The organism is Frankia sp. AiPa1, assembly GCF_023243075.1.
GTDB lineage: Bacteria > Actinomycetota > Actinomycetes > Frankiales > Frankiaceae > Frankia.
Window position 1 is genome coordinate 1 of record NZ_JALKFZ020000122.1, and the last position, 19,850, is coordinate 19,850.

Consider the following 19,850-nt stretch of genomic DNA (forward strand, 5'->3'; position numbering starts at 1 on the left):
TTCCCACAGTGCCGTCAGAACCGGAACCAGGAACCAGTCCCACAGCAGCCGGCGCACGGCCCGTCCGACGAGTCGGACCAGCTCGTAGGCCAGCCGTAGCGGGAACACGACGACGAACGCCACCAGCCGCAGCGGCCAGACCACCAGATAACGCACCGGCCAGGCGATCGCCGGATCGGGCGGCCGCGACGAGCCGGACAGCGCCATCGCGCCACCGTGCGGCTCCGTCTCCCGTAGCCCCGTTACCCGCGACTCCGGCGCCCGCGGCGATGCAGTCGCCGCCAGCGACGCAGTCCCCGCCAGCGACGCAGTCGCCGCTGTCCGCGTACCGGCCGCCCCCGCGTCAGCCGTCTCCGCGCCCGGCACGACCCCACCTCCATCCCCGCGTACACATCCGCCGCCCGGGAAATTCGGTTATCCCAGGCACGGCGGTCTTCTGCCAGGAAGCAATCCTGGGTGCGGCGTCCAGCAGAGCACGGCCGCGGGCTCATGGACAGGCGGGTAGGCGACAGCCGGGCTGTCCGCTGCCCGACGTTCCTCGACGTCGAGCGGCGATTCCGACTCCGCTGGCCCGAGGCCAGCCGAGCTCCCGAGGCGGCTGGCCCCTTGCCATCGGCTCTGGTGCGGTCAGGCGATCGCGCCATCCTCCCGGGGGCGGACGTCGCGGGTCCCCGCGGGCAGTTCGCCGTGGGTGAGCGCGATCGTGGCGGCGGGCAGGGCGAACTCGACGCCTGCGAGCAGCAGATGGAACCAGTGTGGGCGGCCCCGGTGGGCCAGGGAGATCAGCCGGCTGGCACCGCCGGCGGCCATGAGCGCGGACAGGGCACGCACCTCGTCCACGGCGACGGGACGGCCGCGGGCGGCTCGCAGCCAGGCGAGGCCGTAGCCCCCGAAGATCGTGAGAACGAAGCGTTCGTGGGAGTCCACGGAGGCGGTGACGTCACCGGCGCCGAGAACGGTGCGGTTCGTGCCGAGCGCGAGGTGGAAGGCACTGATCGCAACGCAGGTGGCGCCGGTGAGCTGGCACAGGATGGCCAGGCGGCGCTCGCGGTCGTCATCCATCGGCCTCTCCAGGTGAGTTCCGGGTGGGTTCGCGGTGGTGCTGGGCGAGTGAGATGCCCTTCGCGTACAACGTGTCCGTGTCGCCGAGGTTCCCGGTAACCAGGATGCACCCGGCGCTCGGCAGCGTTCGGCGGTGGCTGGTGCCCGCTGGTCGCGGTGCGGGTCCCACGCCGGCGCGCGGAGAGTCACGCGCGGCCGACGGAGGCGGCGCGGCGTGTCCGGAATCCTTCCCAGCGGGCCGCATCGGGCGCAGACTTGGGCGGTGTGAGCATCCTCGACGACGCCCGTGAGGGCATGGACCTCGACGTCCGACCGCAGGACGACCTGTTCGGCCATGTGAACGGCCGCTGGCTCGCGGAGACGGAGATTCCCTCCGACCGGTCGAGCTGGGGCCCGTTCATGCAGCTTGCCGATGCGGCCGAACAGCATGTCCGCGACATCATCACCGATCTTGCCGCGCGTGACCCCGCCACCCAGGACGAGGATGTACGCAAGATCGCCGATCTGTACAACTCGTTCCTCGACGTCGACGCCGTCCAGGCGCTCGGCCTCGACCCATTGCGCCCGCTGCTCGCGCAGGTGCGCGCGCTGCGGGACGTCGGCGGGCTCGCCGCGCTGCTCGGCCGGTTCGAGCGGATCGGGGGCCGCGGCCTGTTCGGCTCGTATGTCGACACCGACGACCGCAACTCCGACCGGTACCTGTTCCATCTGGTCCAGGGCGGTCTCGGCCTGCCGGACGAGTCGTACTACCGGGAGGAGAAGTTCGCCGAGATCCGGGAGAAGTATGTCGCCTACCTGACCCGCATGCTCGGGCTGGGCGAACATCCAGAGCCCGAGGCCGCCGCGCGGCGCGTCCTCGCCCTGGACACCCGGCTGGCACAGGGCCACTGGGAGCGCGCCGACACCCGCGACGTCCAGAAGACGTACAACCTGCGCACCGGCGCCGAGCTCGCGGCCCTGTGCCCGGCGTTCGACTGGGACGCCTACATCACCGCCCTCGGTGGCCACCTCGACGGCCCGCACGCCACCGTCGCGCAGGTGTGCGTCCGCCAGCCGTCCTACTTCGAGCATCTGTCCGCGGTACTGACCGAGACGCCGATCGAGACCTGGCAGGACTGGCTGACCAGCCATGTGCTGCGTGCCGCCGCGCCGTACCTGGCCGACGAGTTCGCCGAGACCAGCTTCGACTTCTACGGCCGCACGCTGTCCGGTACGCCCGAGCTGCGCGCCCGCTGGAAGCGGGCGGTGGGGTTCGTCGAGGGTGCGATCGGGGAGGCGGTCGGGCGGGAGTACGTCGCCCGGCACTTCCCGCCGCATGCCAAGGCGCAGATGGACGCGCTGGTCGCGAACCTGCTCGCCGCCTATCGCGAGTCCATCTCGAAGCTCGACTGGATGACCGAGGAGACGAAGACCCGGGCCTACGAGAAGCTCGAGACCTTCCGCCCGAAGATCGGTTATCCGGACCGGTTCCGCGACTACTCCGGCCTGCGGGTCAGCCGGGATGACCTGTGGGGCAACGCCCAGGCCGCCGACGCGTTCGAGACCGACCGTCAGCTCACCAAGATTGGCAGCCGGGTCGACCGCGACGAGTGGTTCATGCTCCCGCAGACCGTCAACGCCTACTACAACCCCGGTACCAACGAGATCTGCTTCCCCGCGGGCATTCTGCAGAAGCCGTTCTTCAGCCCTGACGCCCACCCGGCCGAGAACTACGGCGGCATCGGTGCGGTCATCGGCCACGAGGTCGGCCATGGTTTCGACGACCAGGGCGCGCAGTACGACGGCGCGGGCAATCTCAACGACTGGTGGACGCCCGCCGACAAGGCCGCGTTCGAGGTGAAGTCGAAGACACTGGTCGAGCAGTACAACGGCTTCGAGACCCGGGGCGTGCCCGGGGAGAAGGTGAACGGCGCGCTCACCGTCGGCGAGAACATCGGCGACCTCGGCGGCCTCACCATCGCCCACCGGGCCTACGTCATCTCCCAGGACGGCCAGGCGTCCCCCGACGACCGGCGCACCCTGTTCCTGAACTGGGGGTTCATCTGGAGGATGAAGCGCCGGATCGAGCTCGAACGCCAGTTCCTCACCACCGACCCGCACAGCCCGCCGGATCTGCGCGCCAACATCGTGCGCAACCTCGACGAGTTCCACGAGGTCTTCGACACCAGCCCCGTCGACGGCCTCTGGCTCGACCCCTCCGACCGCGTCCGCATCTGGTGACTGGGCGCTCCGGGACTGGCCCCGCGTACCTTGCGAGGCCGGTCCCGGCCCAGGCGGGTCGAGGCGGCAGGCCGGGACCCGACGCGCTTGCTGCGCGCACCGCGATCTGCATGGCTTGCCCGACGATGGGCGGTCCTTCGAGCTTGTCGACGGCTGGCTGATCGAATTGGCGCCTGCGGGACTTCGCCTGAGCCTGAGCCGGGTTTGACCCGGCGATCACGCGGTCGGTTGACGCGGCCTTCTCGCGGTGTCGAGGATGTCTCGCATGCCGGCGTCGATGGAGGCGAACGACGCGTTACCCGGGGAGCGGACCAGCTTCGTCGGTCGCGGAACGGAGCGGGCGGAACTGCGGCGCCTGCTCGAGCAGCACCGGCTGGTGACGGTCACCGGCATCGGTGGGGTGGGCAAGAGCCGGCTGGCTCGGCGGGTGGCCTGGCAGGCCCGCGGACGTTTCCCCGATGGACTGCACGTCGTGGACCTCGGCCACCTCGATGATCCGCGCCGGCTGGCGTCCACGGTCGCGAGCGTTCGGTGCGGTCCGGTTCCACCGGGCCCCGCTGCCCGACCCGTTCCCACCGCGCCGCCGGCTCTGCCAGCTTCACCGGCTCTGCGAGCTTCACCGGCTCTGCGAGCTTCACCGGCTCTGCGAGCTTCACCGGCTCTGCCAGACCAGGTCGACGTGTCGGTTCAGCCCGAAATATCGGTTCAGCCCGAACTGGTGGCACTGTGCCGGGCTTTCGCGTCCGAGCGGGCGCTGCTCGTGCTGGATGGCTGCGAGCATCTGGTCGACGCCTGCGCCCAGCTGGTGGACACGCTGCTGGACGCCTGTCCCGACCTGCGGGTGCTGGTCACCAGCCGCGAGTCACTGCGGGTGGAGGGAGAGCATCTCTACCTGGTGCGGCCGTTCGACATGGCGCGGACGACTCGGGCGGACGGCATGGACGGCCATGAGGCGGTGGCGCTGTTCCGCGACCGGGCGCGCGCGGTTCACGCCGACTTCGAGCTCACTGAGAGCAATCGTGACACGGTCTGGGAGATCTGCCGCCGGCTCGAGGGACTGCCGCTCGCCCTCGAGCTCGCCGCGGGACACATCCGGGTACTGACCCCGGGCGAGATCCTCGACCGACTGGCCGGCGACCCGGAGATCCCTCGTCGGGACGGCCGGGCGGTCATCGCCCGGCAGCGTAGCCAGAACGACTGCGCCGGATGGAGTTACGACCTGTGCACCCCGGCGGAGCGGCAGCTCTGGGCCCGGTTGTCGGTGTTCGCGGACGGCTTCGAGTTCGACGCGGCGGCGGCCGTCGGCCTCGGTCAGGCGGCGGCCGTACTCGACTCCGGCTCCCTGGTCGACAAGTCCGTTCTGATGTACGACCCGGCGCCGGAGCACGGCCGGCTCCGGTTGCCCGAGATGTACCGGGAGTTCGGCCGCCGGAAGCTGGCCGAGCAGAACGAGACCGCCGCGCTGCGCCGCCGGCACCGCGACTGGTACGCCTCGGTCGCGGACCGGGCCCGTCGGGAACGGGCTGGCGCGGGATGGTCCCGGTGGCTTACCCGCCTTCGCCGCGAGGACGCGAACCTCCAGACGGCGCTGGCGTACTGTGCCGACGCCGGCGAGGGCGAGGCGGGGCTGGCGATGGCTGGATCGCTGCGCCGGTACTGGCTCGCCGACGGTCGGTTCGCCGAGGGCCAGAGGTGGCTCACCCGGTTCCTGGATCAGACCGATGGCGACGGCCTCGGCCGGCTCGGCGGCCTGCACCTCGCCGGATGGCTGGCGACGATCGGCGGGGACGTCACCGCCGCCGCCCGGCTACGCCGGGAGGGCGCGGCGCTTGCGTCCGTCCAGGGCGACGGGCATCGCGGGCTGGCCGACCAGCTTGCCGGGCTCGGCGCGCTGTACACGGGGCGGCCGGGTCCGGCCAGGTCGCTGGAACCCGCGCTGGCCGAGTTCCGCCAGAACGGCGAGACCGATCATCAGCAGGCCACCCTGTCGCTGCTCATCCTCGCGCAGGCGTTCAGCGACCATCCGACCAGCGTGCAGCGGTACCACCGGGAATGGATCTCCATCGCCGAACGGCTGGGCGAGCCCCGGCCGCGGTTGTACGCGGACTGGGCCTACTCGGTCGCCCTCTGGCGTGCCGGTGATGCTGTTCGGGCCCGTAAGCTCGCCCGGGTGGCCCTCGCCGCGGGCACCGGCGGGCACGACTGGACGGACCTCCTGGCCATGGCCCTGCATCTGGACGCCGCCGCCTGGTTTGAGAGCAGCCTGGACGAGCATCACACCGCGGCCCTGCTGCTCGGCGCGGCCGACCGGCTGTGGGAACGGACGGGAACGTCGACCGCGGCCCTGCCCGGACTGTTCCGCTGCCGCCAGCGTGCGGAAGGAGCCACCCGACGGGCACTCGGCCGCCAGACGTTCGAGGCTGCCCGGGCCCGCGGTGCCACCCTGGAGCTGGCGCAGGCCTGCGCCAGCGCGATCTCGGGCGTCGGTCCCGCTGACGGTGGTGGCGTCACCCCTGTCACCCGCATCACCCCTGTCACCCGCGGGGGATCAGCCACGTACGAAGGGGCCGATCGCGGCACCGAGGATCGGGAATCGTCGACGACGATTCCACCGCTGACCCCGCGGGAGCGGCAGGTAGCCGACCTGCTCACCCGCGGGCTGAGCAACCGGGAGATCGCGGACGCCCTGCGGATCTCCCCTCGCACCGCCGAGTCCCACGTCCAACAGATCCTCACCAAGCTCGGCGTGCGCTCCCGCAGCCGGGCGACCGCCTGGCTCGCCGCTCACGCGGTTCCACCAGCCCCGTCCGTCGGGCCAGCCCCGTCTGCCAGGCCGGCCGCGTCCGGCCGGCCGGCCAGCCCGCGCCGGGACGGGACGGGTAGGTCAGGACGGACGTAGCAGCTCCAGGGTGCCAAGGTCGCGGATGGCGCAGGCCGAGCGGGTCGCCAGGGACAGGAACATGCGATCCGAGTCCGCGGTCTGGGTCCCCGCCGCGTAGACGCATCCGATCATCGCGGTCATCGGACCGTGTAGCGTGCCGAGCCGGTAGTCCGCGAAACAGTCGGCCGCCGAGTAGCCGTCGACGCCGAGTTCCACCAGCCGCTGCTGATACGCGGTGATCAGGGACTCCTCGTGCCGCCGCCGTTGCGCGGGCGACAGCGCTGTGGACAGGAAGTACGCGAGGTCCCGGCCCGGGAAACCGATCTCCAGGGTCTGCCAGTCGACGGTCACCACGTCGCCGGCGGCGCCGAACATGAGGTTGTCGAGGCGGTAGTCGCCATGGATCAGCGACGTGCGGTGCCGGATCGCCCGGCCCCATCGGGTGATCTCGTCCGCCGCTCGCAGGAGCGTCCCGGCATCCGCGGCGGACAGCTCGTCGGCATACCGGCGGACGAACTCGTCGGCGGCCCCGCGCAGAATGCCGTCCAGGAACCGCAGGCCCGCGTCGTCAGCCTCCCGCAACCAGGGGGCCCGGCTGGCGAGGGTGCGATCGTTCCAGAACGGCGCATGCAGGCCTGCGAGGTTGCGCACGGCGACAGCGGCCTGCTCGATGGTGCAACCGTCGACCTGCCGGCCAGGGCGGGCCGGATGGGCGTCCTCGAGGACCAGGGTGAAGCTGAGGCCGTCTGCGCTGATGTCCGCACTCCAGCAGTGCGGCACCCGGATGCGGGCCGAAGAGGCGAACGTCCGATAGAAACCGGTCTCCTGCCGGTAGGCCCGGGCGATACGAGCGCGGGTTGCCCGGTCACCGACCGCCATCTTGACAACGACAGTGGCGGGGCTATGGCCGACCTGGCCGGGGCTCCGCTCCAGGTGGAAGCGGTAGCTGGCGCCGAGCTGGCCGGTGCCGATCTGCTCGAAGCGCAGCGCGGCGATCTCCACGTCCGCTCCGCCCGCCCGCAACGCCCGCGTCATCCACTCAGCGGTGACCTCCGCCGGATCGTCGAGGATGCGGGGTTGGTCGACGGCCGGCCGTGCGGACGGGTCGAGGCCGCCGTTGTCCGGAGCACCGGTCTTGTCCGGGGCACCTGCGTTGCCCGGGGTACGAGTGTTCGGGTCGGTGGCATGCGCGCCGACGGTGGGCTGGCGCGCGGAGCTGGGTGCGCGGTCGCGATGCATGGCGGGTCAGGCGGACGGACGGGCGGGCGCGCCGTCGAACAGCTCGCGAAAGCCGCCGGGGGCGTAAGGACCGATGACGAGCTGCTCCATGACACCGAGACCGGTCCGGTCACCCCAGCTGGCCCGCATCACCTGCTGGATGTGGATGTTCTCGAAGGCGAGGTTGTCCAGGTCGGCCACCTTGTGCACCTCGCCGCCGACGGCGAGCTCGTCGTGCCACCGGCCATGGCCCCACTGTGGATGGCTGTAGCCCACGCCCTTCATCCGGAACGTCCGCAGCGGCTCGAGGTCCAGCGTGGTCCGGGTGGCATCCTGCGCACCAGCACCAGCACCAGCACCAGCACCAGCACCGGCAGAGCGCGCGCGATTCGGGCCCGGGCCGGCATCATCCGGAGGCAGGATGAGCGCCGCCCCCTCGCTGCGGCGCAGGCCCGGGGCCCAGCGCACCTGATGGCGGACGCCGGTGAGCCGCCGGATGCCGGTGTCCGGGCCGAAGACCGGGCCGTCGGCGCCGATCACTGGCAGGGTGACGGCGGTCTCGGTCCGGGCCCGGCCGTCGTTGTCCTCCATCACCATGTAATGCAGGCATTCGTCGGCGAAGTTCAGCGGCGCCCACAGGAAGAACACCTGCGGGCGGATCTGTCGCGGCGCCCGCGGAACCGGGTCACCGAGCCCGCGCACGCCCCAGGACCGGTCCTTCGTACCCACCGTTCCCAGCCCCCCGCCGTGGCCGACCTCCACCGGGATGGTCTCCTCGCCGACGCGCAGCTGACCGGCCCAGCGCACCATCTGGGTGGCCCGGGTGACATCCATGATCGGGTCGCCGCCGTCGTAGCTGGTCTGGCGCGGCTCCTCGTAGGCGGCGGTGCGGGCGGTGGCGGTCAGGTCCGCGACCAGCCCGTGCTCCGGCGCGTCGATGCGGATCCGGTTGACCCGCAGCGGTTCGACGATGTCGACGGTGATCGGGCCGACGCTGGTGCGGGTCCGGTCCAGGGGGACCCGTCCGGAGGCGAACACCGAGCGCTGGATGTCGTCGTGCACGACGCTGAAGGCGGCATCGATGATCCCGCGGTTGGGGTACACCCCCATCGCCAGCGCGAAGTACATGTGCTCGTTGTAGCCGTTGAACCAGAACCGGTCGTAATGGTTGGGATGGCCGTTGCCGACATGCGCCACCGGTGAGGAGGTCTGATGCACGGGGTAGTCGTCGAACGGCGTGAGCATGCGGGCTGGTCCCTTCGGGGCATCGGCGTGGGAGGCTGGGCCGCCCCGCCATCGCGGGCCCGGTCCTCCCGACCGACCGCTCGGAGCGTTCTCCCAGGATCGGGGATGGCCGGCGGCCTGTCCTCCGTAGAACTACGGGGAAGGACCCGCGGCGGGCCGCCGAGCCGGCCAGTGCCGATGGCCGCCGCCTACTGGAAGGTCAACTCGCGGGCGTTCTCGACCATGATCTTCCGCTGTTCGCCGATCGGGAAGCCGGCCACGTTCTCCAGGAAGTCCCGTGGGTCGGCGACGCCCTCCGCGTGCGGCCAGTCGGAGCCGAACAGGATCCGCTCCGCCGGGACGTGCTTGGCCAGCTCGGGCACACTCTCCTCCACGTAGGGCGAGACCCAGACGTTCTCGTGGAACTGGTCGATCGGGTTCTTCGTGAAGAAGCCGGGATTCTGGCCGTGTAGCCGCTGCAGCACGTGCAACAGGGACGGCACCCACACCCCGCCGTTCTCGATGGACGCGAAGCGCACCCCCGGGTGGCGTTGGAACAGGCCGTGGGCGATCAGCGCGGCCAGGAAGTCGTGGATGCGCCGGTCGTGCATGAGCGCGTCGACGAACGGCTCGTAGAAGGCCAGCGACGAGGCCTTGCCCTGGCGGCGCCGGCTTGGATATCCCCAGGTCCGGGCCAGGGTGTCCTCGAGCTCCCGGTAGCCTTCGTCGAAACCGGCATGGGCCGTCATCACGAGCCGCGCCTCGGCCACGCGCGCCCAGAACGGGTCGAACATCGGGTCGGCCGGCGACTTCATGCCGTCCGGGGTGAACACCGGGCCGGAGCGGATCGTCACGATCCGGGCACCACGGTCGATCACCCATTCCAGCTCCCGCAGCGCGCTGTCGAGATCGGACAGCGTCAGGTACGGCACGCCGAAGATCCGGTTCTGGTAGGCGAATCCCCAGTCCTCGTCGAGCCAGCGGTTGAACGCGCGGAAGATGGCGACCGAGGCCTCGATGTCCGGCTGCATCGGCCCTTCCATGCACACCCCCTGGGACGGGAACAGCCACGTCGCCGCCAGGCCCTGGGCATCCATCACCGCCAGCCGGGCGTCGCGGTCGTACCACTCCGGATGGTCCGCCGGCTGTTCGGAGGTCAGCATGTGGGCGAGGTCGGATTTCGGGGCCCGCCCGGCGAAGTACTCGTACAACGCGCCGGGCTTCGGCCGCGGATTGACGTCACCCGGCCCGGGAATCCACGGGTGCAGCTCGTCGTGGACGACGTAGCGCATCTTCCCGTCGACCTGCCGGATCACCACGCCCCGGTCGGCGTACCTGGGATCGCGGTGCCGGGTGAACGCGTCGCTGGTCTCCCAGTAGTGATTGTCGGTGTCGATGATGCTTGGGAAATCCGGGCTCGCGTCCGCCACGTCCGTCGACCTTCCCTGTCCATCGCTGCCTGCTGGAACGGCGACGACTGCTCGCACGTCGTGCCCAGGCCGACACTGTGATCAATCGGCATGACGATCAATCGGCATGACGTTACATGATCGTACAATCTGTATTGTCGGGTTCTTCGTAGAATGCGGGACGGATCGGGCGTGGTCAAGGGATGGCGATGCGGCGGCACGGCTGGGGTGGCTCGCCGCCCGGTGACGAGGTCGAGGCCCGGGAATGGATCCTGGACGCCGCCGTTCGATGCCTGGATCGTGATGGCCCGGCCGTTACGTCGATCTCCGCCGTAGCCACGGAGCTCGGCGTTACCCGTCCGACGATCTACCGGTACTTCCCGGGCTCGGATGAGCTGCTCGCCGCGGTGGCCGACCGGGCGCACCGTGGTTTCCGCGCGGAGCTGATCGCGCGCAACGTCACGCTGCTGCGGCGGGATCTGGACTGGGCCGCGATGGGCTACGCGCTCGACCAGTTGGACGAGCTGGTCGAGGTCATGCACCGCATGATCGTCTCGTTGATCGTGGCGCCGCCAGGGACGCCGCGTCCGGGCGGCGACCTACGTGACTTCCTGCGCCGCTGGCTCGGCCCGCGCACAGCCGCCAACCCGCGCTGACCGGAGTGGTCGCCGAGGGGAACCTGAGCCTGGTGGTTCACCGAACGCCCGTGAGCGTCGGCGATGCCGATCGCCCGGATCAGGCGTTGGTGAGCGAGGCGATGGCGGCGCGGACGGTCTCGAGGTCGCCGAGGACGATCTCGTGGGTGTCGCGTGCGGTGTGCAGCCGCCAGTGCGTGTCGGCGACGGCCTCGGGAGAGGCGGGCGACCCCGGGCCGACGAAGGCGCCGATGGGCACGTGCCCCACGTGCACGCCGCTGCCGTCGAGGCTTTCGGCCAGGGCGAGCACGTAGTTTCGCAGCCCCGCTACCGCGATGCCGACGTTGCCGAGAAACGGAATCGGGTGGACCGCCGAGAGCCCGGACTCACCGCGGTCGAGGCGGACAGGGGTCTGGCGGCGAGCCTGGCCGCCCGCCTTGCCGGATCGAACGTCACGGTCGTGTCCGCCGACGCCACCGCGACCCCCCTGTCCGGCGGGCGGTTCAGCGGCGCGGTCTGTCTCACGATGCTGCACCACGTGCCCGGCACCGACCAGCAGGACGCGTTGTTCGCTGAGGTCCACCGCCTGCTCGCGCCGGGCGGCCGGTTCGCCGGCAGCGACTCCCTCGACGGCCCGGACTTCCGCGAGCTGCACCACGGCGACGTCTGCGTTCCCGTCGACCCGGGCAGCCTCCCCGACCGGCTCCGCGCCGCCGGCTACGTCGACGTGCACGTCGACACGAACGAGCACGCGGTCCGTTTCCGCGGCCGCAAGCCGCAGATATCGGGATCAGGCGATTCGCGGCTCAGGTCGGGAGAATTCAGGTCTGGAGAATGACGCGCTCGCCCTCGCCGACGGGTTCCTGGAAGTCGGTGAAGTAGCGTTCCAGAAGCTCGTCGGAGACGGTGACGCTGTTCGCGCCGCTCTGCCGGCCGCGGAGGGCGAGCCGACGCCGGAGGGTGTCGAGATCGGCCTTCAGCCAGATGAGCTCCCACCGGCACCCGTGGCTCTCGATCGCGGCCTTGTACCGGGCTCGGGTGGCCCGGTTCCAGAAGCTGTAGTCAATGACCACGGGTGCTCTCGTCGTCATGAGGCGGATCAGCTCATCCCAGAGCTGCCGTTCGGCGGCCGACCTGAGGCGCTCGTACTCCGCCGGGTCGAGCTTGCCACCATCTCGGCCGGTCCACTCCCATACGGTCTCGTCGATCGAGAGCCGGGTGTAGCCGTGACGCTCCAGGGCCTTCGCGTACGTGCTCTTGCCGGACCCCGGCAGGCCACACATCATCACGACGAGTCCAAGCTCCGTCCCGGCGAGATCCGGCAGGAGTTCCCCGTCGCCCATGAGCGCGACGGTACAGGAGCCTGAATGGGAGCCCGGGGCCGGCATGGTCCCGGGAACGGCGGGCACCGTGCTGGTCGCCTGCTCACAGCGGAGGGAATCTCGATGCCGACGATGTCGACGGGGTTTTCGTCGTCCTCTCCGCCCTGGAAATCGGCGTCGCGAGGACTTGGCGGAGACTGTCGATCAGAGGGTCCGGGTCCTCGATGCCCATCGATATGCGAAGCATGTCGCGATGAAGACCTCGACGCCGCAGCTCCTCCCGGCCGACGACGGTGGAAAGCATGTCGTTGTGGGCGATGAAGACCTGAGGTGAAGCCATGGTGAAGTCCGCACCGAAGCTCGGACCCTTCGGAATCGGTAGTGGATCGTAGACCTGCTCGATCGGCACCTTGAGGTCCAGCAGGAGCAGGCCACCTGGTGATGACGCGGAGCGATGTATCTTCGAGTAGTTGCGGGCGGACCGGTCGCTGTAGGCCCATTCCACGCCGCGAACGTTGCTCTGGCTCTCCAGAAATTCAGCCAGGATCATGGTGCTGCGGTTCACCCGCTCAATGCGCGCGGCATAGCCGGATATTCGGGACGCCGCGCGCGCGGCATCCCGCCCGAATGGCCGGTCGCCGTACTCTCGCAGGCCGGGGCGAATCTCGTCCGCGAAGGCCGAGGACGGATTGACGATCGTCGCTCCCATCAGCACGTCCGCAGAACCCGTCGCGTACTTTGTAAGGCTTTCGCAGGCTACGTCGGCGTGAGCAAGAACATCGATGTTGTGAGGCGTTCCGATGGTCGTGTCCAGCACCACCAGACATCCGACGCGATCGGCGATCTCGCGGACCGCCTCGACGTCGGGTGTCTGCAGCAGGGGATTGCTGGGAACCTCGCCGATAATACCGGCGAGATCGTCGGCATTTTCCAGCACGGCGGCCACGATCGCATCCGTGTCGCCCGGATCGGGAATGATGATTCGGTCAGCATCGACAATGCGCTTCTCGAATATGCTCATCGTGTCGAAGAAGATCCAGCCAAGCTGGAGCCAGCGCCTCCGACCTCGCCCGCGCTGGATTTTCGCCACCGCCGCCAGCGCGGCCGCCACGGCATTCATGCCGCTGTTATGCAGAATCACGTTATCGGCGTGGCCGGCCCCGTAGACGCGGGCCAGATGCACGCTGATGGCATCCTCGGCCCCGTCTGGTGCCAGCAGCTCGTCGTCGTGGGCCGAAAGCTCGCCGCACCGAACCAGAGCGTCCTCCGCCTCGCGTGAAGACAGGTGACACCCCGTGTGTTTCACGAACTCCCGTACGCGCCGGTTGGCGACTGGGCCGCCCGCGATCGTCACCCCGTTCACGCCCACGGCAAAGACAGTTCGGCATGCGGACGAGCCGCCGTATGCGCAGGCCGCGGCTGCGGCCCGTGCAGTACGTACCAGCACCAGCTCGCGAGCGGGAACGTTGAGAATGTGACTGAGAACGTGGGTCAGTTCGGTGACATAGCGGTGGGTGCGGAACCGCGGATAACCTGAAGTAACGTGACGAAGGGTTCTCTCGTCGTCCGACTCGAAACCGATGACGTCGGCCACCGTTGGGAGGGAGACCGAAACAGAGTGGGTGGGTCCCGGGATCGGCTGGCCCAGTGGCAGGGGCTGGACGCATCGAGTACGCCGGCTTTCCACCTCGCTGAATTTCACCTCACAGGCCGACGAGGTTCTGTACGCCGTCCCAGTACCGTTCGACGTGCGCGAGGAAGTCGTACGTCCCCGCCTCGAACTCCTGGCGAGTTTCTGCCGAGTGCACGTAAGGAGCGATGGCGTTGAACACGGAGTTGCTGTGCCCCACCTCGACGTCGATGTGTAGCGTCCAGAAGTGCCGTGTCCTCTCGTCATAGCCCTGGTTTCGGAGCCCGTCGTTCAGTTTCGAGACCATGATCGATGACATCGTCTCATCGGCATAAAGAGCACCAAGGGATTTTTCGATGGCGCACTCCGTGTAAAGATGCCGGATGCGTTCGTTGAGTTCGATGGTAACATCAAGAGGCTGGTAGTCCCGGATAAAATCAAGATCGATGTTGATGCTTGCCAGGAAGTTCTCGAACAATGTGGAGTGGGTCTTCTCGGAACCCACCTCGTCCGCCACGTTCAGAATGATCTCGCGGAGGATTGCCTCGTCCCGCGTCTTCATCGCCATACCGGTGATGTAGAAAGGAAGGTAGCGAAAGAAGTAGTAGCACTCGGCGTAGAGGTGGCGCTCCTGCTCGCGGGTGAGTGCCCTGTCCCGGTAGTGGTTGAGAAACGGGTGCTCGACCGCCCGGTGACTGGCGATCCGTACAAGAAGGTCGTCAAGGTACTTCTTGACCGATGGGTCTTCGAGCGAGACGCGTCGGCGGATCCCCGCTTCGACGTGGTCGAAGTTCGCCCATGCCGGCCGCAGCTCCCCGGCTGCCGCGCTGGTCTCAGTCATCGTTCTTCCCCTGGTTCACGTCGCCCCTGACACTGACCGCCGCCGTGGCATCGGCGTTGTCCCACCAACGATCGTCCGTGGTATAGGTGCGCCGCAGGTCCCGAGCGGCGGCCCACGTCATGTTGAGAATGACGCGTACAGCATCCTCACGAAAGGGAATGGTGCGGTGGAGCGTGGTGTCCGTCCGAAGTAGATACGCGTCTCCGGACGCAAAATAGTAGGTGGTTATCGGATTCTCGACGATGTATTGATTGATCTTCGGGTCTGCCTTGTTCCATGAAGTATGAGCAATACACTGAAGCAGCCCTCCAACCTCGATCGGAGGTGCTTCCGGAACCCAGATCAGCGCATAACTGAAATCACCCCAGTGCCAGCCATGCGTGTCCCCCTTCCTTTCATGTCTGGTAATGAGAAACTCTTCATCCTTCTTCGGACAAGGGTGCAGCTTCTCCCCGGCGATTGCCTCGAGCATGGCAAGTAAATCGGCGTCCTGGTACAGCATGGAGATCGCGTCACTGTGGGCCGCCACCTTCTCACTGGGCACCACGGACATGGAGCGACGCGTGAAGTCGGTCGTCGCGAGCCTGAGGTCACGGCGCTCGGAATGCTGTTCAAGCAGACGGTTCGTCTCTGCCCTGACCAGTGACGTCGTTTCTGGGTTGAGCAGATTCGTGACCCGCAGGATTCCGAACCTACGAAACTCTTGAGCTGCCCTCCTGGTTGTCTCGGGATCTAGCGCGACGCAGGTTGCACCAGAGATCTGTGCTGGCATTCCTTGCCTCCGAGGTGGATGCCGGGTCGAAAGAAAGGGCCCTGGAATGAGGAGGAGACCGCGCCTGCCGACCCGGCATGGACGCCCGAAGGCATGCAGAGGCGAGTTTTGTCGGCGAGAGTCGCCAGACCGTCGAGGTCACGGACCCGGCACGATTAATGGCTCAGGAATCAGTGCCGCTGGCAGTGTCGCCCAGGCGAAGTCCGGGGATGTCCGCGAGATGTGTGTGAAGCGTGCTGAGTCAGCTCGGATGCATTGTCACCTCCTCCCTGACCAGGCATCGCGGCCGTGGACCGGGAGCAACATCAGCTAGTAGGTTCACCTGCTTCTCAAGCCATGTTCGCACGCGCCGGGCGCAGGTGTATGACTTTGCGCGGGATTCGCACCGGACCGACGGTACACCCGCTTCCTACCTGCGGCTCCGGAAGCTCGTGGCTCTGCCACCCGTCGATTTCCTTGATCCTCCGAAGGGAATTCGCCGAAACTGGATCTGGCGGGCTCTGGCGTGATGTCGCCGCTGTGGTGGGCACCTCCTGGCAGCCTTCCCATATCGGGCTTCGGGGCGACTGCTTACCAGCAGATCATAATCACCCGCCGGAGTCATGCCGCCAGTTGCTCTATAAGGTGGTGGCTGGCTGTGACTGTTGTCAGGTGCGGAGAAAATGGCAGGCGAAGTCGTGTTGGCGCTGGTCACGATGGTGATTCTCAGTTAGGGACGGGTCTGGCGGAAGGTGGGGCCCGGCGGACGCCGACGAGGCCGGCACAGGTGACCGTGGATTGGTCCACCGCCCTGGGTTACTTCTCGTGGGTCTCCGGCTCGCAGCAGGCTTCCCCCGGTGAATCTCACTGTCCGTGGTGGCTTTCGGGAGTGGTGGCGCCGCTGACGGGCGGGATGTCGCTTCTACTGGGTAATGTGCCTGATTTGTACCTTCGTACCCCGGTAGAAGCGACACGGAGGTTTTTCGGGGCCGATCCGTCGTCACGCGCAGCGGTGAGGAGGGCGGTGGCGGGTCGGCGGTGGGGGAGAGGGCTCGCTGGTCGTGACGAACGGAGCTGACGCTGACGGCAGGGGCACCGTGCACCGCCGGCCACCGACCACCAGAGTTACCAGCCACCCAGCCACCCAGCCACCCAGCCGCGCGGTACGTGGGACGGTGCGCGTGGCGCCGAGGAACGTCGGAGGCGGTCCGAGCCCGACCGAGGATCGGGCGGAACCGGGCGGAACCGGGCGGAACCGGGCGGGATCGGGCCGGAGCCGGCCGGTCTGCCGGGATGGACCATGATGATCCGCGAGAAGAACGCTGGGTCGAGTCGCCCCGTCTGGTTGTGGTGGTAGCGGGCGCGGGCCTGGTGTCCGCGCCAGTGTGACCGTCTGTTGAGGCGGCCGGTGGGGCGATCGATGTGTCCGGGGGGGATTGCGCGGGGCTGGTCCCCCGGCACGCTCGGCGAGGCTCCGCCGGTTCCTTCTCTCGGCACCTGAGGGCAGACCCGTCAGATGCATCCGTCCTGGCCGCCGACTCGTCGTTACGGAAACATGCCGTGACCCGGGAGAGCAGTCTTCCAAGCCTGTCTCCCGCGCCTCGCCATCCGCCTCGGCGACGCTGCCTTCCACCTACAGAGTATCTCTTGTCGGATCTCCGCCTACACCCGGCGATCAGCTAACCGGTGCGCCGCGCCGATCCATTAGAGGTAGAGACCACAAGAAGATCACGATGGCTGCTCTGCTGGACATGAAGTAACCTTCGTGTAAGGTTTTCCTGAAGGCTTAGGTCAGGTGATAATCGACTCGCGAGAGGCGGATGAGGTGCCCCATTCAAATGGCCATTCTGATGGCATTGTCGATACGAAGATCGTGCTTTATTCGTTCAATTTCGCGGAGGATCTTCTGCGCGAGATAAGCTATCTTGCCTTCTCCGCGGAGCGAGGTCTCTGCTACCTGGAGGGGCTTTGTGAGGAGGGCGTCGAGTTCGTCGTCATTACCTCGATGGAGGTCAGCCAAGCTACCCTGGAGTATCACTTCCGTGAGATCTTTGGCTTTGATGACCAGCAGACCTCGAGCGCGACCCGGCGGTTGCGGCTCCTGTCTCCATCGCCCCGTCAGGGGTTGCCACTGGACGCGGCGGTGCTCGCCGACGCGAAGGTGATGTCGGAACTGGCAGCGATCGCCGAGAAGAGCCGGTCGACGTCGATCGTGAACTTCATGGCGACGCCGATCTCGGACCAGATCGCCTCGATCCTCGGTGCGACGATCGAGGAGCGCGGCGCCGACGCTGCGGCTGAGGCGGGGAGCAAGAGTGGCGGCAAATCTCTCCTGAGGCGCGCGTGTGTGACGGTACCTGCCGGCCCTTCCGAGCTCGTCACCGATGAACAGTCGGTACTTCGTGAGATCGCCAGGATCGGTACGAGGTCCGCCGTGATAAAGCTGAACTCATCGCACTGGACAGCCGGCGTGGGAAATGCTGTGGTGGGCGTGGAGGAAGTGCGTGGCGGTAATGATCTGCTCGAGTCGGCGGAAGTCCTCCGACTGTCACCGGAGATCTTCCGGCGCGAGCTGGTTGCCGAGGGTGTACTCGTGGAGGAGTTCATCGACGACGTCATCGCATCGCCGAGTGGGCTTGGCCGAATAAGCTTTGACGGAACTGTCGATATCGGGCCGACTCATGAGCAGATCCTCGTTTCGGGCCAGTACTGGGGCTGCCGGTTTCCGGCGGACGAAAGATGGCGTTCAGGCATCCTCTCAGCGACCGAGCGGGTGGGTCGGGCGCTCGCGGATGACGGCGTATACGGAACATTTGGAATCGACTTCGTCGTTTCCGAGGGCGGTGACCTCTTCGCCGTTGAGGTCAACCTGCGGAAGGTGGGAACGAGCCATGTCGTGAGGTACATCGAGGCGCTGGTAGGCGCGGCGATAGATCGCGGCGGAAGACTGCGGCCACACGGCGGGCCCGATGTCTTCTACGTCAACGGTCGGATGCAGGAGTCGTCGGTGATCGGCATCCCCGGTGAAGCGGTGCTCGAGCTACTTCGGGACAGGGGCCTCCTCTATCGCCGAGAGTCGGGCGAGGGTGTGCTTCTGCATTGTCTCGGCGCGCTGCCTGTCTGCGGATATCTCGAACTCACCTCGATCGCGGGATCGCGGGCCACGGCCGATAGCCTGATCCAGCAGGCCCAGGACGTCGTCATGGCCTTCGCCACCCAGGGCGGCGGCAAGCTTGGGCTCTCCTGACGTAAGCAGGGGCTTGATCGCGACACGAAGAGTTGCTGGCCGTCTCTCTGCTCGGGCCTAATCCCCCACGTCAGGCGTTGTTCGGCGACGGCGGTGGGGTTGATGTCGGCGCGGGGCCGGGCGGAGTGGGAGTGCCGTGCAGGGTCCAGCCGGGACCGGAGCGCAGCCAGCCGGCCGAGGCGGCGGTGCCGCCGTCGACGTTCAGGGTGGTACCGGTGATGTAGGCGGCGCGGTCGGAACACAGGAACACGGCGGCGTCGGCGATCTCGGTGGCGACGCCCTCGCGGCCGAGCGGGATGTAACGCTCGACTCCGAGGACCTGCTCGGCCGGGGGAGCAGGCAGCGTGTCGGGGTCGACGGGGCCGTGCATGATGCCGCGGATGCCGGCGGTGGCGGTCATGTCCGGGGCGATCGCGTTGATCCGGATGCCGGACTCGGCGAGTTCCAAGGCCATCGTGCGGGTAAAGTTGATCATCCCGGCCTTGCAGGCGGCGTAGACGGCGTACATCGGGGCGGCCCGCAGCCCCTCGATGCTGGTGATGTTGACGATCGAGCCGCCGCTTCGCCGCGCGTCCCCGACCTCATTCCCGGGTGCCTGACCCCTGGGTGCCTCGTTCTCGGTGGTGTGGTTCCCAGCAGCGACGGTCCGGGCGATCAGCGGGGCCGCGGTCGACGTGGCGGCCAGCATGCTGATGAGGTTGATGTCGATGTGCCGGCGCCAGCTGCGCTCGCTCTGGTCGACAAATCGGCTGGCCTTCACCCCGCCCGCGTTGTTGACGAGGATGTCCAGCCGGCCGAACTCGGCGTGCGCGGCGGTGATGGCATCAGCGAGCGCCGTCGTGTCCATGACGTTCACGGGCAGTGCGATGGCCAGTCCCCCCGCCTTCTCGATCAGCTCGGCGGTGGCGGCTGCCCGGGTTGGGTCGATCTCGACCAGCGCGACCCGGACTCCGGCGGCGGCCAGCCCGCGGGCGATCGCCTGCCCGATGCCGGCGCCAGCGCCGGTCACCACCGCGGCCTTGCCGGCCAGCCCGAGATCGAATGTCGTTGTCACCGCACCCACTTCTGTCCCTCCACTGTCCATCCTCGTGCCATCCTGGCGCCCATCCTCGTGCTTCGACAGCCCCGCCGTGTCGTTCGGGCCAGCGCACGGCTGTCGATGGACGTCGGCGCGCCGGCCGCCGGGACCGGCCTCGTGCCAGGCCTGGTCGCGGCCGGCCGCGGGTCGAGGCCCTCCGGGTGGGGCCAGGCGCGTAGTAACCCGCTGTAGGTGAGCGTCTGAAGCGCGCCGGGATCGTCGTCGACCGCCCAGCTCAGCGCCGGCTGGTCGGGACGCTCGGCCGCCTGGACGCGTAACTGGTCGCCGACAGTGCGGTCGAGCAGCGGCTCACCGGCCTGCGCGGGGATGGG

15 protein-coding genes and 1 pseudogene are annotated in these 19,850 nt (G+C 68.3%); 5 read left to right on the forward strand and 11 right to left on the reverse strand.

Annotated elements, in window-relative coordinates; genetic code table 11:
- A pseudogene (locus tag MXD95_RS10285) lies at window positions 1-366 on the reverse strand (hypothetical protein); the annotation flags it as partial.
- Between the two features lie 261 nt (window positions 367-627).
- Window positions 628-1,062, reverse strand: a complete 435-nt coding sequence (locus MXD95_RS10290) for a DUF4345 domain-containing protein (protein ID WP_250640342.1) — start codon at window positions 1,060-1,062, stop codon at window positions 628-630.
- A 264-nt stretch (window positions 1,063-1,326) separates the two neighbouring features.
- Here MXD95_RS10290 and MXD95_RS10295 point away from each other — a divergent pair, with 264 nt between their 5' ends.
- Together MXD95_RS10295 and MXD95_RS10300 are read left to right on the forward strand one after the other, a co-directional pair.
- Window positions 1,327-3,282 (forward strand): M13 family metallopeptidase, encoded by a 1,956-nt coding sequence (locus MXD95_RS10295; protein WP_308301477.1) that lies wholly within the window; start codon window positions 1,327-1,329, stop codon window positions 3,280-3,282.
- A 265-nt stretch (window positions 3,283-3,547) separates the two neighbouring features.
- Window positions 3,548-6,181 (forward strand): ATP-binding protein, encoded by a 2,634-nt coding sequence (locus tag MXD95_RS10300; RefSeq protein WP_250640343.1) that lies wholly within the window; start codon window positions 3,548-3,550, stop codon window positions 6,179-6,181.
- Here MXD95_RS10300 and MXD95_RS10305 read toward each other — a convergent pair.
- The 3 genes from MXD95_RS10305 to MXD95_RS10315 all read right to left on the reverse strand — a co-directional run bounded on the left by MXD95_RS10305 (window position 6,167) and on the right by MXD95_RS10315 (window position 10,035).
- Window positions 6,167-7,402, reverse strand: coding sequence for a phosphotransferase (locus MXD95_RS10305; RefSeq protein ID WP_250640344.1), 1,236 nt, complete (start codon window positions 7,400-7,402; stop codon window positions 6,167-6,169). The genes MXD95_RS10300 and MXD95_RS10305 overlap by 15 nt on opposite strands.
- 6 nt (window positions 7,403-7,408) lie before the next feature.
- The gene (locus tag MXD95_RS10310; protein ID WP_250640345.1) at window positions 7,409-8,626 is read right to left on the reverse strand and encodes an Rv3169 family protein; all 1,218 of its coding nucleotides are present in this window, start codon (window positions 8,624-8,626) and stop codon (window positions 7,409-7,411) included.
- 188 nt (window positions 8,627-8,814) lie between these two features.
- On the reverse strand, window positions 8,815-10,035 hold the full coding sequence (locus MXD95_RS10315) for an amidohydrolase family protein (RefSeq protein ID WP_250640346.1): 1,221 nt from the start codon (window positions 10,033-10,035) through the stop codon (window positions 8,815-8,817).
- A gap of 188 nt (window positions 10,036-10,223) precedes the next feature.
- Between MXD95_RS10315 and MXD95_RS10320 the strand changes: the two genes are divergently transcribed.
- Window positions 10,224-10,670, forward strand: a complete 447-nt coding sequence (locus MXD95_RS10320; protein ID WP_250640347.1) for a TetR/AcrR family transcriptional regulator — start codon at window positions 10,224-10,226, stop codon at window positions 10,668-10,670.
- A gap of 79 nt (window positions 10,671-10,749) precedes the next feature.
- Here MXD95_RS10320 and MXD95_RS10325 read toward each other — a convergent pair whose 3' ends face one another.
- The gene (locus tag MXD95_RS10325) at window positions 10,750-10,959 is read right to left on the reverse strand and encodes a hypothetical protein (RefSeq protein ID WP_250640348.1); all 210 of its coding nucleotides are present in this window, start codon (window positions 10,957-10,959) and stop codon (window positions 10,750-10,752) included.
- 54 nt (window positions 10,960-11,013) lie between these two features.
- Here MXD95_RS10325 and MXD95_RS10330 point away from each other — a divergent pair, with 54 nt between their 5' ends.
- A complete protein-coding gene (locus tag MXD95_RS10330; protein WP_250640349.1) occupies window positions 11,014-11,487 on the forward strand; it encodes a class I SAM-dependent methyltransferase in 474 nt (157 codons plus the stop codon).
- On the opposite strand, the gene MXD95_RS10335 is transcribed toward MXD95_RS10330, so the two are convergent.
- From MXD95_RS10335 to besD, 4 genes are all read right to left on the reverse strand, one after another.
- Complete coding sequence (locus MXD95_RS10335; protein WP_250640350.1) at window positions 11,471-11,992, reverse strand: P-loop nucleotide/nucleoside kinase family protein; 522 nt, start codon at window positions 11,990-11,992, stop codon at window positions 11,471-11,473. The genes MXD95_RS10330 and MXD95_RS10335 overlap by 17 nt on opposite strands.
- An 82-nt stretch (window positions 11,993-12,074) precedes the next feature.
- Window positions 12,075-13,565, reverse strand: a complete 1,491-nt coding sequence (locus MXD95_RS10340) for a PLP-dependent transferase (protein WP_250640351.1) — start codon at window positions 13,563-13,565, stop codon at window positions 12,075-12,077.
- A gap of 109 nt (window positions 13,566-13,674) precedes the next feature.
- Window positions 13,675-14,442, reverse strand: coding sequence for an iron-containing redox enzyme family protein (locus tag MXD95_RS10345; protein ID WP_250640352.1), 768 nt, complete (start codon window positions 14,440-14,442; stop codon window positions 13,675-13,677).
- A complete protein-coding gene (besD, locus tag MXD95_RS10350; RefSeq protein WP_250640353.1) occupies window positions 14,435-15,214 on the reverse strand; it encodes an L-lysine 4-chlorinase BesD in 780 nt (259 codons plus the stop codon). Before besD ends, MXD95_RS10345 begins: the two co-directional genes overlap by 8 nt.
- Window positions 15,215-17,066: 1,852 nt before the next feature.
- On the opposite strand from besD, the gene MXD95_RS10355 reads away from it, so the two are divergent.
- Entirely contained in the window at window positions 17,067-18,440 is a 1,374-nt protein-coding gene (locus MXD95_RS10355) for a peptide ligase PGM1-related protein (protein WP_250640354.1), read from the forward strand.
- A 70-nt stretch (window positions 18,441-18,510) separates the two neighbouring features.
- Here the strand turns inward: MXD95_RS10355 and MXD95_RS10360 are convergent, their stop codons facing one another.
- Window positions 18,511-19,494 (reverse strand): SDR family NAD(P)-dependent oxidoreductase, encoded by a 984-nt coding sequence (locus MXD95_RS10360; RefSeq protein WP_250640355.1) that lies wholly within the window; start codon window positions 19,492-19,494, stop codon window positions 18,511-18,513.
- Window positions 19,495-19,850: the final 356 nt, after the last annotated feature.

What these genes read in the sequence shown, in the direction of transcription:
- MXD95_RS10290 (WP_250640342.1), bottom strand. Translation starts at nt 1,062, where the DNA reads ATGGATGACGACCGCGAGCGCCGCCTGGCCATCCTGTGCCAGCTCACC.
- MXD95_RS10300 (WP_250640343.1), top strand. Translation starts at nt 3,548, where the DNA reads ATGCCGGCGTCGATGGAGGCGAACGACGCGTTACCCGGGGAGCGGACC.
- MXD95_RS10305 (WP_250640344.1), bottom strand. Translation starts at nt 7,402, where the DNA reads ATGCATCGCGACCGCGCACCCAGCTCCGCGCGCCAGCCCACCGTCGGC.
- MXD95_RS10310 (WP_250640345.1), bottom strand. Translation starts at nt 8,626, where the DNA reads ATGCTCACGCCGTTCGACGACTACCCCGTGCATCAGACCTCCTCACCG.
- MXD95_RS10320 (WP_250640347.1), top strand. Translation starts at nt 10,224, where the DNA reads ATGCGGCGGCACGGCTGGGGTGGCTCGCCGCCCGGTGACGAGGTCGAG.
- MXD95_RS10335 (WP_250640350.1), bottom strand. Translation starts at nt 11,992, where the DNA reads ATGGGCGACGGGGAACTCCTGCCGGATCTCGCCGGGACGGAGCTTGGA.
- MXD95_RS10345 (WP_250640352.1), bottom strand. Translation starts at nt 14,442, where the DNA reads ATGACTGAGACCAGCGCGGCAGCCGGGGAGCTGCGGCCGGCATGGGCG.
- besD (WP_250640353.1), bottom strand. Translation starts at nt 15,214, where the DNA reads ATGCCAGCACAGATCTCTGGTGCAACCTGCGTCGCGCTAGATCCCGAG.